This window comes from Streptomyces akebiae (genome assembly GCF_019599145.1).
GTDB lineage: Bacteria > Actinomycetota > Actinomycetes > Streptomycetales > Streptomycetaceae > Streptomyces > Streptomyces akebiae.
Map to the genome: position 1 here is coordinate 1,038,871 of NZ_CP080647.1, position 13,668 is coordinate 1,052,538.

Here is a 13,668-nt window from a genome sequence, read left to right on the forward strand (position 1 = left end):
GGTGCATCCGAGGGATCGGGTGCGTCCGGAGGGAATCGGTTCGGATCCTGCCGTCAGGTCGACCCGCGCTCGAAAGGCCGGCCCAGCGCCCCCGGTTCTCGGTGCTGGGTGGTGAACAGCAGCATGGCGAGGAGCGCGAGCAGATACGGGGCCGCGACGAGCAGTTGGGCGTTGAGGGTGACACCGAGCGCGGGGAGCGCCAGGCGCATCGCGTCGGAGAGGCCGAACACCAGGCAGCCCAGCATGGTCCGACCCAGCCGCCAGGCCCCGAAGATCACCGCGGCGATGACGAGGTAGCCGCGTCCGGCGGTCATGTTCTGGTTGAACGATCCGACCTCGCCGACCGCTAGGTACGCGCCGCCCAGGCCGGCCAGCGCGCCGCACCACAGCAGGGCCTGCCGACGGCGCGCGTTCACCTTGATGCCCGTGACGTCGGCGGCCTGCGGGTTCTCCCCCACCGCCCGGAGTTCCAGGCCCCAGCGGCTGCGCTCCACCAACCACCAGGTCAGCGGCACCAGCAGAATCAGCAGGTAAGCGGGCCAGCGTTCGGAGAACAGGGGCTTGCCGATGAGCGGGATGTCCTGGAGCAGCGGGATCGACAGCACCCCGACCTGGTGCGAGGCGAACTGCTCGATCGTGATCAGGTAGCTCGTCAGTCCGAGCACCAGCGCGTTCAGCACGAGGCCGACGACGAAGGTGTTGATCTGGGCCCGGTGGGAGAGGTTGCCGTGCACGAAACCGACGACGAGGCCGGTCAGGACGCCGACCGCGAGGCCGACGGTGGCGCTGCCGGTCGCACTGGCGGTGGCGACCGAGGTGAACGCGGCGCTCAGCATCATCGCCTCGACGGAGATGTTCATCGCGCCGGCGCGCTGGGCCAGGTACTCACCGCAGGCGGCGAAGGCCAGCGGCACGGTCAGCCGGACACCGCTCGCGAGAATGGTCGTGGTGCTGTCCAGAACGCTCACGCGGCCACCTCCGTCTTGGTCGGGACAACGGAAACGGCGGACGCCGCCCGCAGTGTGGCGCCGCGACGCCCGTGGAAGAGGTCGACGAGGACGGGCGGTGCGACGAAGGCGAGGACGAGCAACGCCTTGACGATGTCGACGAGGTACGACGGAACGCCGGTGGCCGAGAGGAAATCGCCGCCCGCGCGCAGCACGGCGAACACGAACGACACCGGGACAGCGGCCAGGGGCCGGTTGCGGGCGACGAGCGCGACGAGCAGGCCGTCCCAGCCGACGTTGTCCGAGAGCCCGGCCTGCAGCCGGTTGGTGCTGACCGGGCTGGCCAGCAGCAGTCCTCCGGCCAGTCCCGCGAAAGCGCCGGACAGCGCCAGGGTGAGACCGCCGAGGGCGGCCACCCTGACACCGGCGTGCTTGGCCGTGCGCGGGTTCAGACCGACCATGCGCACCTTGAAGCCCCACCGGCTGCGGCTCAGGAGCATGGCGACCGCGACCGCGGCGACGACCGCGAGGAACAGGCCCGTGTTGAGCTGCAGCGAGGGGTAGTGCCCGAAGCCGGCGAGCTGGGCGTTGGCCGGCAGGGCGTTGGACTGCGCGTCGGCGATGTCCCCGGCGCCCTGCACGCTCTCCTGCAGGACCCATGGCGTGCTGACCGCGAAGGTGACGAGTTGGATGGCGAGGAACGTCATCAGCAGAGTGCTCACCGGGACGTTGACACCACGGAAGCGGAGCATCAGGGCGCTGAGCGCGGCCCAGGCGGCACCGCCGACCGCTGCGGCGCCCAGCACCACGACGACCAGCATCGGACCGGGCACGGCCAGGCGCAGCCCCACCCAGGCACCGGCCAGGCCGCCGATGAGCACCTGCCCCTCCTGTCCGATGTTGAACGTGCCGGCGGTCGCGCAGACGCACGCACCGACCGCGACCAGCAGCAGGGGCGCCGTGTTGAGCAGCGTCGTCGTCCATCCGGTGGCGTTGGCGAGGGACCCGGTCCATATCGCGGTCAGCGAAGCGCTCGGCGAGGCACCGGTCAGCGTGAGCAGCAGCGCGGACACGCCGCCGGCGACACCGATGAGCGCGAGTGTCAGGCCCGCCGTCATCCAGTCACGGCGCCCTGGCCGGAGCCGGGCGAGCAAGCGTCGGCCGGGGTCGTCCGGATCCGTCAGAGAGGCGGCACTCATGCGGCCTCACCGCCGACCAGCATGCCGAGCCGTTCGGGGGTCGCCTCGGAGGCGGGGAGTGCTCCGGTGATCCGCCCGGACGAGATCACCGCGATCCGACTCGCAAGGGCCATGACTTCCTCGAATTCGGTGGAGATGAGCAGCACGCCGACGCCCTCGTCGGCCGCTGCGCGCAGCCGGGCGTACATGTCCTCGATGGCACCGATGTCGAGGCCGTGGGTGGGCTGTGCGGCCACCAGGACCCGGGTGTCACCGGACAGTTCCCGGGCGAGGACGACCCGCTGCTGGTTGCCGCCGGACAGGCTGCGCACGGGTGCGTCCAGCGACGGGGTGACGATGTTGAACTCGTCGGCGAGGCGGCGCGCCTCGGCGAGCATGGCGCTCCGCCTCAGCAGGAACCGGCCGCTGACCTTGCCGAGCGACTTCATCGTCAGGTTCTCGGCGACGCTCATGTCGAGGACGACGCCGCTGTGATGCCGGTCCTCCGGCACGATGCCGAGACCGGCCTTGCAGAGGGCTCCCGGCCGCGTCACGTCGACCCTGCTCCCGGTGACCTCGACGGTGCCCGCGGTCGGCGGGATCAACCCTGCGAGGACATCGCCGAGGGTCGCCTGGCCGTTGCCCTCGACGCCGTAGAGGGCGACGATCTCGCCCGACTCCACGGTCAGGTCGACGTCCGCGAGGAGTCTGACCCCGCCTTGCTCGACGGTGAGTCCGGCGAGGCGGAGGACGGGCGGCTGCCCTTCGGGGCCACCGCCCCCCTCGGGCCTCCTGCCTGTCGGCACCAGGCCGAGGGCGGCGGCCTCCTCCCCCAGGGACACGTCCCTGCCCACCATCTGCCGGGCGAGCAGCTGGGGAGTGGTCTCGGCGGTGACGGCCCGGAAGGCGACACTTCCCTTGCGCAGAACCGTCACCCGGTCGGTGGCCTGGGCGATCTCGGCGAGCTTGTGGCTGATGAGGATGACCGCGCGTCCCTCCTCCTGCACCACCCGGCCGAGCACGGCGAACAACTCCTCCGACTCGACCTGGGTCAGCACCGAGGTGGGCTCGTCCAGGATCAGGATCTGAGGGTTGCGCCGCAGGCACTTGACCACCTCGACCCGCTGCCGCTCACCGGCCGAGAGAGTCTCGACGGGTGCGTCGGGGTCGATGGGCAGCCCGTACCGCGCCGAGACCTCGGCGATATCGGCGCAGATGGCCTGCTTGTTCACCTTGCCGTGGTCGCCGAGCGCCACGTTCTCCCACACGGTCAACCCGTTGATGAGGCTGAAATGCTGGTGCACCATGCCGATGCCCAGCTCGGCCGCTTCCTGCGGGCTGTCCAGCGCGACCTCCTCCCCGCACACCAGGACGGTGCCGGCATCGCGCCGGACCAGCCCGAGCAGGACCTTCATGAGGCTGGACTTGCCCGCCCCGTTCTCACCAAGGAGTCCGTGGATCTCGCCGGCGTCGACCCTGAGGTCGACGCCGGCGCAGGCCTTGACGGATCCGTATGACTTCGTGATGCCGCGCAGCTCGAGAATCGGAACCGCTGAGGTCGTCGGTGTCATCGCTGATCTTTCCTCGTCGCTGTCGGCGCTTCAGCCGAGGCGCTCGACCTCGGCCGCCGGATCGATCTTGTCGGTGCCGATCTTCTTCATGAACCGGTCCAGCCGCTGCGCCTCGTCGCCCTCGGGACGGCAGATCTTGACGGTCGGGTAGGGGTCGACGCCCAGCTTCCACACGCGCGTCGTGCCCATCTTGAGGTTGTCCTTGGCGAACTCCTCCAGCGCTGAGCGGAAGTAGTCACCCGGGCTGAAGATCACGGAGATGTCGTACTTCGGGCTGGTCGAGTCGCACCGGTCGGTGCCCGGCGTGAGCGTCAGCGCACCGCCCTCGTTCGCCATCTGCGCGGCGGCGTCGGTCGCTCCGCCGAGGTAGGGGTAGATGACCTTGATCCCCTGGCTGATCTGTGCCTGGGTGGCTTCCTTGGCCTTGGCCGAGTCGTTGAAGTCGCCGGTGTAGGTGCTCGTCATGGTGGCCTTCGGGAGGACCTCCCGGATCCCCGCCAGGAACGCCTTGGCGGCGTTGACGCTGAAGTCGGCCTTGTTGCCGGTGATGAACCCGGCCTTGGTGTAGCCGGCCGCCTTCATCTTCAGGCCCGCGGCGTAGCCGGCGGCGAGCAGGGACTGGTTGGGGTCGTCGGCGGACAGCAGGACCCGGGGGTGGACGTCGGTGTCCGACGACGACGGCAGGTACCAGACCGTCTTGCTGCAGACCGGTTCCTCGGAGGCCGGGATCGCCGTCTTGAGCTCGCTCGCGCCGAGCGCGACCATGTCGACGTTCTGCTGGCACATCGCGCGGGCCGCGGTGAGCGCGTCGCTCGGCGGCACACTGCCGCGCTTGATGATCGTCCAGTCCTTCTCCTTCGCGAACGCCTCCGCCGAGTCGACGAAGCTCTGGTAGTAGCCGCGGTCGTTGATGTCGCCGGGGCTGAGGACACCGACGACGACCTTGCCGTCACCGTTGACGTCGGGCTCCTTGAGGGCGGAGTCGCTGCCGCCGCCGTTCGCCGCAGGGGTCGCTTTGGACGCCGTCGCCGCGTTGTCGGCGCAGCCGGAGAGCACGAGGGCTCCCGCGAAAGCGAGGCCGGCCGCGGCCCGACGACGCCTGGGCATGCTTCTTGTGGTCATCTGTGTGCTTCCGTTCGCTCGGTGGCACCGCCTCTTCGGGGCGGTGATCACGTCGGGGGTGGCGGTCTGTCGGCGGGGCCGACGGCCCGGTCGAGTTCGGCGCAGGAGACACGGTCCTCGTGGGAGAGGGGCTCCTCGCCCGTGGTGACGAACCACGGGATCCGCCCGGCCATTCGGACCCGGTTGGGGTCGACGCGGTCAGGAGCGGATGTGATCGAAAGATCGGTGGTGGTGCGGACGGCCTCCGAGGGCGCGATGAGCGCGTCCTGGAAGCAGGGATGGTGTTCGCCCCGGACTTCGCCCGTGCGCCCGCCACTCCATGGGGCGAGGCTGTCGGCCGACGACGGTGGGTCGACGTTCTGTGTGGGGCGCAGTCGCCGGTCGGCGATGGCCGTTTCACTGGCGCACAGTGGATGTGCGAGGGCCACCGCTCGATGTGATCGAGGGTCTCGCTGGTCGTGACGTTCGCTGTGAGAGCGTCGGTGTGCTCGGTGTCGAGCCAGGCGTCTTCGGCTGGGGGTGTCCGGCTGCCGGGCACCGGTGAACGACCGTGATCGACGGCGGCCCTCGCTGAACTGCGTGCAGCAGCCGTACGGCGCGGCGTCGACTCCTGTGTTGGAGGCGAGTGTGTCGGAGGCGAGCCTGGTAGGTCGTGCCGGCCGGGCCGGCGACCATCCCTCGTGACAGCGGGTCCTGTTTCCTCGCCGACGGAAGCCCTGACTTGTCGATGACGTTCAACGGCGGGTCTCCTTACCGGTCGGCCGCCCGCTCCGTGGGCCAGGTGGGGCGGGGCGTGATGCCGGCGCGTCCGAGGAGGGCGGCGGATCGTTCGGCGGCGGCCGCGGCGACGGCCGCCAGGTCAACACCCGTCGGCCGCCGGTCACGGACGACCACGCGGCCGTCGACCAGCACGTCACGGACGGTGCGCGAGACATGACCCCATACGAGCTGGCGGGCGAGGTCGCCCCGGGGGATCCAGGCGGGATCGTCGGCGTCGAGCACGACGATGTCGGCGGCCTTGCCCACCTCGATCGAGCCGATGCGGTCGCCGAGACCGATGGCCCGAGCGCCGTCGATCGTCGCCAGCGCGAACGCCTGCTCGGCGCGGACAGGGTCGGGCAGATCACGGTCGCGTTCGAGGGCGGCGAACAGGTAGGCGGCGAGGAGGACGTCCGGGCCGTCACCGGCGTTGTGCGCGTCGCAGCCCAGCGCCACCCGGCCGCCACGCCGCACCAGTTCGGCATGGCGGGATGCACGCGTGTACCCCTGGGCGAGACGCAGGTAGGCCCCCGGGCAGACGGCGACAGCGGTTCCGGTCTCGAGGATGGCGTCGACCTCCGCGTCGTCGAGCCACAGGGCGTGCCCCAGCAGCAGACGTGGGCCGAGCACCCCCAGCTCGCGGAAGTGGACCACCGGCCGGCGCGCGCAGCGCAGGGCGTAAGCCTCGATGTCGGCGGGTCCCGGCGAGATGTGCCAGGTGAGTCCGACATCGAGCCGCTGGGCCAGGCTCGCCGCCCCGGCGAAGAGTTCGTCGCTCGCCAGGTCGTGGCCGACGAGCGTCACCCAGCCGGTGACCGGCCCGGTGGCCGGCAGGGACCTGACGATGTCCTCCTGCCGGGCGAGCACCTCGTCGGCGGGCGCGCCGAACGGCACGCCCTCGGCGTCCCAGCCCCAGCCGCCGACCCGCGCGCGGACACCTGCGGCGGCGAGCCCCGCGGCGACTCGTTCCGGGTAGGCCACCGTGCCCGGTTCCAGCACCGTGGTGACGCCCCGGGTCAGACAGTCGACCGCCGTGATGGTCGCGGCCAGTTCGTCGTCGTCACCGTCGGCGTGGGCGTGCAGCGGGACGATCCAGTCGAAGATCGACTCCTGCGAGCCGATGTCGTCCGGGATCGTGCTGCGCACGAGGGGGTCGACGGTGGTGTGCTGGTGGGCGTCGACCAGGCCCGGGATCACGACACAGCCCGACGCGTCGATCTCCCGCGCTCCCGGGAAGCGGGCGCGCAGGTCCGCGGCCGTGCCGAGTGCGGCGATGCCGTCCCCGGAGACCGCGACCGTCGTACCGGTGAGGACGCGCCGAGCGGGGTCCATCGTGACGACGTCGCCACCCACGATCAGAAGGTCGGTCATGGCTCGATCACGACCTTGCCGATCGTCTCGCGGGCGGCGAGCACGTCCCGGTCACCGGGGACGACCCAGCTGACCGCGGTCCCGGTCGCCACCACCGTCCCGGCGAAGTCCATGCCCGGCACGGGCGGAAGCCGGAAGCCGGGTACCCGGCCCGGCCCCATGCGCTGCGGCAGGTCCAGGCGGTTCAGCCCGCGGTGCACGACCTCGACGAGAACGTCGCGCGGTCCGCGGACCGGCTCGGGGAAACCCTGCGGGGACACGGCCTCGGGTCCGCCGAAATCTGTCTGCACCATGGCTCGCACCGCACTGCCTCCTCACCCTTGCCGTCTCGCATTGCGAGGCGGTGGAACGTATTGCGAGGTACTCTGCCCCCGCCGACGGGTGCTGTCAACGCTCCCGAGGAACATCTTGGTTTCATTGGTGTATCGCCCACTCAGATGGCTGACAGCCCAGGCCACCGCAGGTCGGCGAGGGTACGGAGGCGCGTGAGGGCCACCGTGTCGGAAGGCGTCACCGCGCCGCGCGACGGCGGCACATGGCGGCTCAGCCCCCGGTCGGCACCGGCTCGTCGTCGCCGTACAGCCGCTGGTCGTCAGCGGCGAGCAGGTCCAGGGCGGCCAGCGCCAGGTGCAGCTGCGCCGAGGCGGCGGGAATCAGGGGGTCGGTGCCCAGGAGACTCTTGATCTGGCGCACCCGGTAACCCACCGAATTGCGGTGCAGATGGAGTTGCGCGGAGACGCTCTGCCTGCTGCCTCTCTCGGCCAGCCAGGCACGCAGTGTCGCCATCAGCTCCGGACGCTGCCGGATCGGCCCGAGGTGCGCCTCGGCGTAGGCCTCGACCTGCGCACGCGGGAGGGGCAGGAGTACCTGGACAACCCCGCAGTGGTCGAAGGTGAGCAGCGGGACCCTCCGGATCCGGGCAAGTCCGAGCAGCCTTTCGGCCTCGGTGAAGGACCGGGCCAGGCCCACGGTCGAGTCGGGGCGGGAACCGCTCGCCGCCATGACGTGGTCGGCGGAGTCGTCGCCGGTCATGAGGCGCAGCCGGTTCCGCAGCCGGTCGAGCACGGCCTCGTCGGGCACCACGGTCCACGCGGTGCGCCCCTCCTGCCGCACAGGGTGCTCCAGCCAGGTGAGGGCAGTGGACCAGGCACGCGGGCGGGAGCCGCTGTAGTGCAGTACGGCACCGGCCGGCGGTCGCCGCAGATCGATCCCCAGTCCCGCCGCCGCCGCGCACGCCGCGGGGCTCACCGTGCCTGACCGCAGGGCGGCGATGACGTCGGCCGGCGTGAGCTGCGTCGAGACCTCGGCGGACCCGCCCCCCGCGCGCACGGCGTCGATGAGCAGCGCGGTGACGGCGGCACCTGCCAGCGCCCGCACGCGTGGATCACCGGGACCCATGGTCAGCAGCACGCCGGCCACCGTCGTCCCCGCTCGCACGGGCAGCGCCGTGGCCCGCAGCCCGTCCAGCGTGTCGACGGCCGGTCCGCTCACGTCGGCGAGCACGCCGTCCGCCACCGCGGCCGGTACTCCCGTGCCGCCGTCGGTGGTCGCCAGCGGCGCGCCGTCAGCGGACAGCAGCCGCACCTGTCGGCCGGTCGCCCGGCGAAGCGCGTGCAGGACGTCCGAGCGGGCGGCGCCGGCGAGCACGGCCTCGGTCAGCTCCCGCTCCAGCACGGCAGGTGAGGCTTCCGGCCCCGGTCCTTCCCGGGCCGGTTCCGACCGTGCCCCGGCGATGGTTCCCATGGTGTCGGTCTCACCGGGCCAGCAGCCGGATGGCCACGCCCTTCTCCTGGGTGTACTCGCGCAGCGCCGCGTACCCGCCGCCCCGGCTGAAGCCACTGTCCTTCTGCATGTTGAAGGGGAAGCCGATGACTCCCGCGTCGTGGAACTGGTTGACCGCCACCTGCCCGGAGCGGACGTCCTTCGCCAGCCGCAACGCCCGGGAGATGTCGTTGGTCCAGATGCAGGCCAGCAGGCCGAAGTCCGTCGCGTTCATCAACCCGGTCGCCTCGGCGGTGTCGCGGAACGACTGCACGGCCAGCACAGGGCCGAACACCTCCTCCCGGGCGACGCGCATGCCCGCGTCCACCCGGTCGTACACGGTCGGCGGGACGAACCACCCGTCGCCGGTGGGCCTGCCACCGGTGACCAGCCGCGCCCCCTCGCGAGGCGCGTCCTCGAGGAAGCCGCTGACGCGCGCGAACTGCGCGGCACTGACCAGCGGCCCCATGTCCAGGTCGGCTTCCCAGGGCCCGGTCTTGACGTCGGCCATGCCGACGGCGACCCGCTCCACGACCTCGTCGTGCACCGAGGCCTCCACGAGCAGCCGGGAACCGGCGTAGCAGTTCTGCCCCGCGTTCTCGGTGATCGAGGCGACGATCGCGGGGATCGCCGTGTCGAGGTCGGCGTCGGCGAAGACCACGTTCGGCGACTTGCCGCCGAGTTCCAGTTTCACCGGGACGAGGTTCTGTGCGGCGGCCGCCATGATCGCCCGCCCAGTGGCGGTGGAGCCGACGAAGCTGATGTGGTCGACACCCGGGTGGGTGGTGAGTGCGACGCCCGCCTCGGGGCCGAGCCCCGCGACGACGTTGATCACGCCCGGCGGGAAGCCGGCACGGCGGGCGAGTTCTACGAGGGCGAACGGCGCCAGCGGCGCGATCTCGGACGGCTTGAGGACGACCGTGTTGCCCGCGGCGAGAGCCGGCGCGACGTTCGCGGCGGTGAGCACCGCGGGAACGTTCCACGGGATGACGACGGCGCACACGCCGTACGGCTCGTGCACCGTGTAGCCCAGGTATTCGGGGCTGCGCGTCGGCAGCGTGACTCCGGTGAGCTTGTCGGCCGCGCCGGCGAAGTAGTCGACGATGCCGTGCGCGATGTAGATGTTCGTCCGGCCCCCCGACAGGGGCTTGCCCACGTCCTGGGCCTCGACGGCCGCGAGGGCCTCGACCTCGGCGATGACGAGGTCGGCCCACCGCCTGATGAGCGCTCCGCGCTCGCTCGGGTTGGTCGCCGCCCAGGCGGGGAAGGCGCGGCGCGCCGCGCCCACCGCGTCGTCGACGTCGGCCGCGCCCGCCCGGGCCACCTGGGTGATCACCTGCCGGGTCGCCGGATCGAGGACATCGAGGGTGTCGCCGTCGCGGGCCTCGACCCACTCGCCGTCGATGAAGTGCTGGGAAGAAGGGAAGTCAACAGCCGCCATGGGGGGAACCTTGACCGACCTTGTCCCACATGTCAATATGCGGTCTCGCTTTGTGATGCATAGAGGAGGCCCTGTGCGTGCCACCGCCGCTCTGCTGGAGCAGCCCGGACAGCCGTTCGTCCTGACCCAGGTGGAACTGGAGGACCCTCGCCCCGACGAGGTCCTCGTCCGTGTCGCCGCCGTCGGCATCTGCGGTACCGACCTCGAGTTCGCCACCTTCTTCCCCACGCCCGCGCTGCTCGGGCACGAAGGGTCGGGTGTCGTCGAGAAGGTCGGCGCGCACGTCACCTCCGTGCGTCCGGGCGACCACGTCGCCATGTCCTTCGCGTCGTGCGGCACGTGCGCGCTGTGCCGCACCGGCTCGCCCGCCTACTGCCGCGGCTTCGACGCGGTGAACTTCTCCGGCCGAAGGCCCGACGGCTCCACCGCGGTGACCCACGAGGGGCGGGAGGTCAATGCCCACTTCCTCGGCCAGTCGTCCTTCGCCAGTCACGTCGTCGCACCGGAGCGGGCGGTCGTCAGGATCGACCCGTCACTGGACCTGCTGCGGGCCGGCCCCTTCGGCTGCGGCTTCCAGACCGGAGCCGGTGGCGTGCTCAACGTGCTGCAGCCGCGTCCCGGCTCGTCGATCGCGGTGTTCGGGGCAGGGGCTGTCGGCGTGGCCGCCCTCATCGCCGCCGGGTTGAGCGGCTGCGACGTCGTCACCGCCGTCGACGTGAACCCGGCCAAGCTCGAGGCGGCCCGCGGCTTCGGAGCCACACACACCGTCGACTCCTCGGTCGGGAACACCGCCGAGCAGCTGGCGGCCCTCGTCCCCGAGGGGTTCGACTTCGTGATCGACACCACCGGGCGGGAGGACGTCCTGCGCACCGCCGTGGAGGCTCTCGGGCCGCTCGGTCGCGCCGGTGTCATCGGTATCGGCCCCAGCGAGTCGATGAGCTTCGAGTGGCGCAGCATCCTCAACGGGCGCACCGTCACCGGCATCATCGGCGGGTCCAGCCTGCCGCAGCTGTTCCTGCCGCAACTGCTCGACCTCAACGCCAAGGGCCGTTTCCCGGTGGAGAAGATGATCACCTACTTCCCGTTCGAGCAGATCAACGAGGCCGTCGCAGCGGTCCGGTCCGGTTCGGTCGGCAAAGCCGTGCTGGCCTTCTGAGCATCGCCCACGGGACGTTGTCGCAGGCGGCGCGACACCTTAGGGTGGCCGACGCCGATGAGGCACCCGGCATCCGGTGGCGCGGCCGGACAACACCGCGCACAGGTCCGAGCACGTGGAGCGTGCCCACCATGTCCGCCGACTTCGACATCGACATCGACTTCGATCACCACTCCGACGAGGCCAACGCCGACCCGGTCGCCTACTACGCGCGCTTCCGAGAGGCCTGCCCGGTAGGCCGCTCCGCGGCACACGGCGGCTTCCACTACACGACGCGATACGCCGACGTGGCCCGAATCGCCCGCGACGACGAGACGTTCTCCTCGGCCCGCAGCGACCACGGTGGTCAAGGAGTCGGCATCGTCATCCCCAAGGGACCCGGGCTGGAGCAGTACCCGATCGAGCTCGACCCGCCGAGTTCCACCGCGTACCGGAAACTGATCAACCCGCTGCTGACCCCCGAGGCGGTCGAGCATCTGGTCCCCATGATCGAGCGCCACGCCGCCCGCGTCGTGGACGACTTCGTCGAGCTCGGTTCCTGCGACCTCGTCCGCGACCTCACCAATCCGCTGCCGGCCGCGGTGACCCTGGACTGGCTGGGTTTCCCCGAGGAGGACTGGGCCAGGCTGGCCGGGCCGATCCACGACATCTTCGCCGCCCCGGCCGGCAGCGAGCGCGCCGCGCGGGGGGCCGCAGGACTGGCCTACATGGACCGGCGGATCCGCGAGCTGATCGCCGAGCGCCGGTCCGAGCCGAGGTCCGACGGGGTCAGCACGCTGGTGGCCGGCCGGCGCGACGACGGCGGCGAGTTCGGCGAGGACGAACTGGTGTCGGTGATCGGCCTGCTCATCGCCGGCGGCGTCGACACCACCACCTCCCTGACGGGATCGACCCTCGTCCACCTCGCTCGCCACCCCGAGCAGCGCCAGAAGCTGATCGAATCCCCCGGCCTGCTGGACACCGCGACCGAGGAGTTCCTCCGCGCGTTCGCCCCGTCGCAGTCGATGGCCCGCACGGTCACCCGGGACACGGAGGTCGGCGGCTGCCCGATGCACGCGGGCGACCGGGTGCTGATCCCATGGGTCGCCGCCAACCACGACCCCGCCGTGTTCCCCGACCCCGAGCAGGTACGACTGGACCGCGACGCCGGCCGGCACCTCAGTTTCGGGATCGGGTCGCACCGGTGCGTCGGCGCGCACCTCGCCCGGGCCATGTTCCGCGCGATGATGACCCAGGTCCTGACCAGGCTGCCCGACTACCGGGTGATCGAGGAGGGGCTCGTTCCCTACCCGACACGCGGCAACCAGTCCGGCTGGGACGCGGTCCCGGCGGTCTTCACGCCCGGTGCCCGAGCGACCGCGGCGACCGGCTCGATCCGGGCGCTGACCACACCCACTCCGCTGCGGGTCACCGAGGTCCGCGCAGCGGCCGACGGCGTCGTCGCCGTCGACCTCGGCCTGCCGGACGGCGGCGAACTGCCCGGGTGGCGGCCCGGCGCGCACGTCGAGCTGCGTCTGCCCTCGGGCAGGCTGCGCCAGTACTCGCTGTGCGGCGACCCCGCCGACGCCACGACCTGGCGCATCGGCGTCCTTCACGAGCCGCAGGGCCGGGGCGGATCGGTCGAACTCCATGAACTCGCCCGGCCCGGAGCCATCTTCTCGGTACGCGGACCGCGCAACCACTTCCCGCTGCTGCGGGCGCCGTCGTATCTGTTCATCGCCGGCGGCATCGGTGTCACACCGATCCTCGCCATGGTCCGCGAGGCCGCCGGACGCGGCACGCCCTTCACCGTCGTGTACGGCGGCCGCACCCGCTCGACGATGGCATTCGCAGACGAACTCGCCGCCATCGCCGGCGACGCGCTCACCCTGCTCCCACAGGACGAGGCCGGACTGCCGGATCTCCCCCGGCTGTTGGGCGGGCTGGCCCCGGACACCGCCGTCTACGCGTGCGGGCCGGCGCCGATGCTGGCGGCGGTCGAACAGGAATGCGCCCGACTGGACCTCACCGACCGGCTGCACCTGGAGCGCTTCGCCGACGGCGACGCCCCGGAGACCACGTTCGACGCCGCTGAGAACCGGGCCTTCGAGGTCCAGCTCGCGCGCACGGGAGTCACGCTCACCGTGCCGGCCGACCGCCGCCTCATCGAGGTCCTGCGCGATGCCGTCAGCGGTCTGTCCTACGACTGCGAGAAGGGATACTGCGGCGCCTGCGAGACGCGTGTCCTCGCCGGGACACCCGAACACCGCGACTCCGTGCTCAGCGACGAGGAACGTCTCGCCGGGCGCACGATGATGATCTGCGTCGGCCGCTGCCAGGGCGATCGGCTCGTCATCGACCTCTGAGAGCGGGCCGGGCGGGC

At 71.6% G+C, this 13,668-nt stretch carries 11 protein-coding genes; 2 read left to right on the forward strand and 9 right to left on the reverse strand.

The window, feature by feature from the left end:
* Positions 1-53: 53 nt before the first annotated feature.
* The 9 genes from K1J60_RS04580 to K1J60_RS04620 form a co-directional block, all read right to left on the reverse strand.
* A complete protein-coding gene (locus K1J60_RS04580) occupies positions 54-968 on the reverse strand; it encodes an ABC transporter permease (protein WP_259407554.1) in 915 nt (304 codons plus the stop codon).
* The gene (locus K1J60_RS04585; RefSeq protein ID WP_220645034.1) at positions 965-2,146 is read right to left on the reverse strand and encodes an ABC transporter permease; all 1,182 of its coding nucleotides are present in this window, start codon (positions 2,144-2,146) and stop codon (positions 965-967) included. Before K1J60_RS04585 ends, K1J60_RS04580 begins: the two co-directional genes overlap by 4 nt.
* Positions 2,143-3,696, reverse strand: coding sequence for an ABC transporter ATP-binding protein (locus tag K1J60_RS04590; protein WP_220645035.1), 1,554 nt, complete (start codon positions 3,694-3,696; stop codon positions 2,143-2,145). The genes K1J60_RS04585 and K1J60_RS04590 overlap by 4 nt, the downstream gene beginning before the upstream one ends.
* A gap of 30 nt (positions 3,697-3,726) precedes the next feature.
* On the reverse strand, positions 3,727-4,818 hold the full coding sequence (locus K1J60_RS04595; protein ID WP_220645036.1) for a BMP family ABC transporter substrate-binding protein: 1,092 nt from the start codon (positions 4,816-4,818) through the stop codon (positions 3,727-3,729).
* Positions 4,819-4,865: 47 nt separating this feature from the next.
* Positions 4,866-5,246 carry a hypothetical protein gene (locus tag K1J60_RS04600; RefSeq protein ID WP_220645037.1) on the reverse strand — a complete coding sequence of 127 codons (381 nt, stop codon included), beginning with the start codon at positions 5,244-5,246 and terminating at the stop codon, positions 4,866-4,868.
* A 322-nt stretch (positions 5,247-5,568) separates the two neighbouring features.
* On the reverse strand, positions 5,569-6,948 hold the full coding sequence (locus K1J60_RS04605) for an amidohydrolase family protein (protein WP_220645038.1): 1,380 nt from the start codon (positions 6,946-6,948) through the stop codon (positions 5,569-5,571).
* A complete protein-coding gene (locus K1J60_RS04610) occupies positions 6,945-7,241 on the reverse strand; it encodes an alcohol dehydrogenase catalytic domain-containing protein (protein WP_220645039.1) in 297 nt (98 codons plus the stop codon). Before K1J60_RS04610 ends, K1J60_RS04605 begins: the two co-directional genes overlap by 4 nt.
* Positions 7,242-7,491: 250 nt before the next feature.
* Complete coding sequence (locus K1J60_RS04615; RefSeq protein ID WP_220645040.1) at positions 7,492-8,691, reverse strand: PucR family transcriptional regulator; 1,200 nt, start codon at positions 8,689-8,691, stop codon at positions 7,492-7,494.
* Positions 8,692-8,701: 10 nt separating this feature from the next.
* Positions 8,702-10,150: an aldehyde dehydrogenase family protein gene (locus K1J60_RS04620; protein ID WP_220645041.1), complete on the reverse strand. Its 1,449-nt coding sequence runs from the start codon at positions 10,148-10,150 to the stop codon at positions 8,702-8,704.
* Between the two features lie 73 nt (positions 10,151-10,223).
* Between K1J60_RS04620 and K1J60_RS04625 the strand changes: the two genes are divergently transcribed.
* Both K1J60_RS04625 and K1J60_RS04630 read left to right on the forward strand, forming a co-directional pair.
* The gene (locus K1J60_RS04625) at positions 10,224-11,306 is read left to right on the forward strand and encodes an NAD(P)-dependent alcohol dehydrogenase (RefSeq protein WP_259407555.1); all 1,083 of its coding nucleotides are present in this window, start codon (positions 10,224-10,226) and stop codon (positions 11,304-11,306) included.
* Positions 11,307-11,437: 131 nt separating this feature from the next.
* Complete coding sequence (locus K1J60_RS04630; RefSeq protein ID WP_220645042.1) at positions 11,438-13,651, forward strand: cytochrome P450/oxidoreductase; 2,214 nt, start codon at positions 11,438-11,440, stop codon at positions 13,649-13,651.
* The last annotated feature ends 17 nt before the right edge of the window (positions 13,652-13,668 follow it).

Excerpts from the sequence above, each read along its gene's own strand:
- K1J60_RS04605 (WP_220645038.1), bottom strand. The coding sequence starts at position 6,948 with ATGACCGACCTTCTGATCGTGGGTGGCGACGTCGTCACGATGGACCCC.
- K1J60_RS04595 (WP_220645036.1), bottom strand. The coding sequence starts at position 4,818 with ATGACCACAAGAAGCATGCCCAGGCGTCGTCGGGCCGCGGCCGGCCTC.
- K1J60_RS04620 (WP_220645041.1), bottom strand. The coding sequence starts at position 10,150 with ATGGCGGCTGTTGACTTCCCTTCTTCCCAGCACTTCATCGACGGCGAG.
- K1J60_RS04590 (WP_220645035.1), bottom strand. The coding sequence starts at position 3,696 with ATGACACCGACGACCTCAGCGGTTCCGATTCTCGAGCTGCGCGGCATC.
- K1J60_RS04615 (WP_220645040.1), bottom strand. The coding sequence starts at position 8,691 with ATGGGAACCATCGCCGGGGCACGGTCGGAACCGGCCCGGGAAGGACCG.
- K1J60_RS04610 (WP_220645039.1), bottom strand. The coding sequence starts at position 7,241 with ATGGTGCAGACAGATTTCGGCGGACCCGAGGCCGTGTCCCCGCAGGGT.
- K1J60_RS04585 (WP_220645034.1), bottom strand. The coding sequence starts at position 2,146 with ATGAGTGCCGCCTCTCTGACGGATCCGGACGACCCCGGCCGACGCTTG.
- K1J60_RS04630 (WP_220645042.1), top strand. The coding sequence starts at position 11,438 with ATGTCCGCCGACTTCGACATCGACATCGACTTCGATCACCACTCCGAC.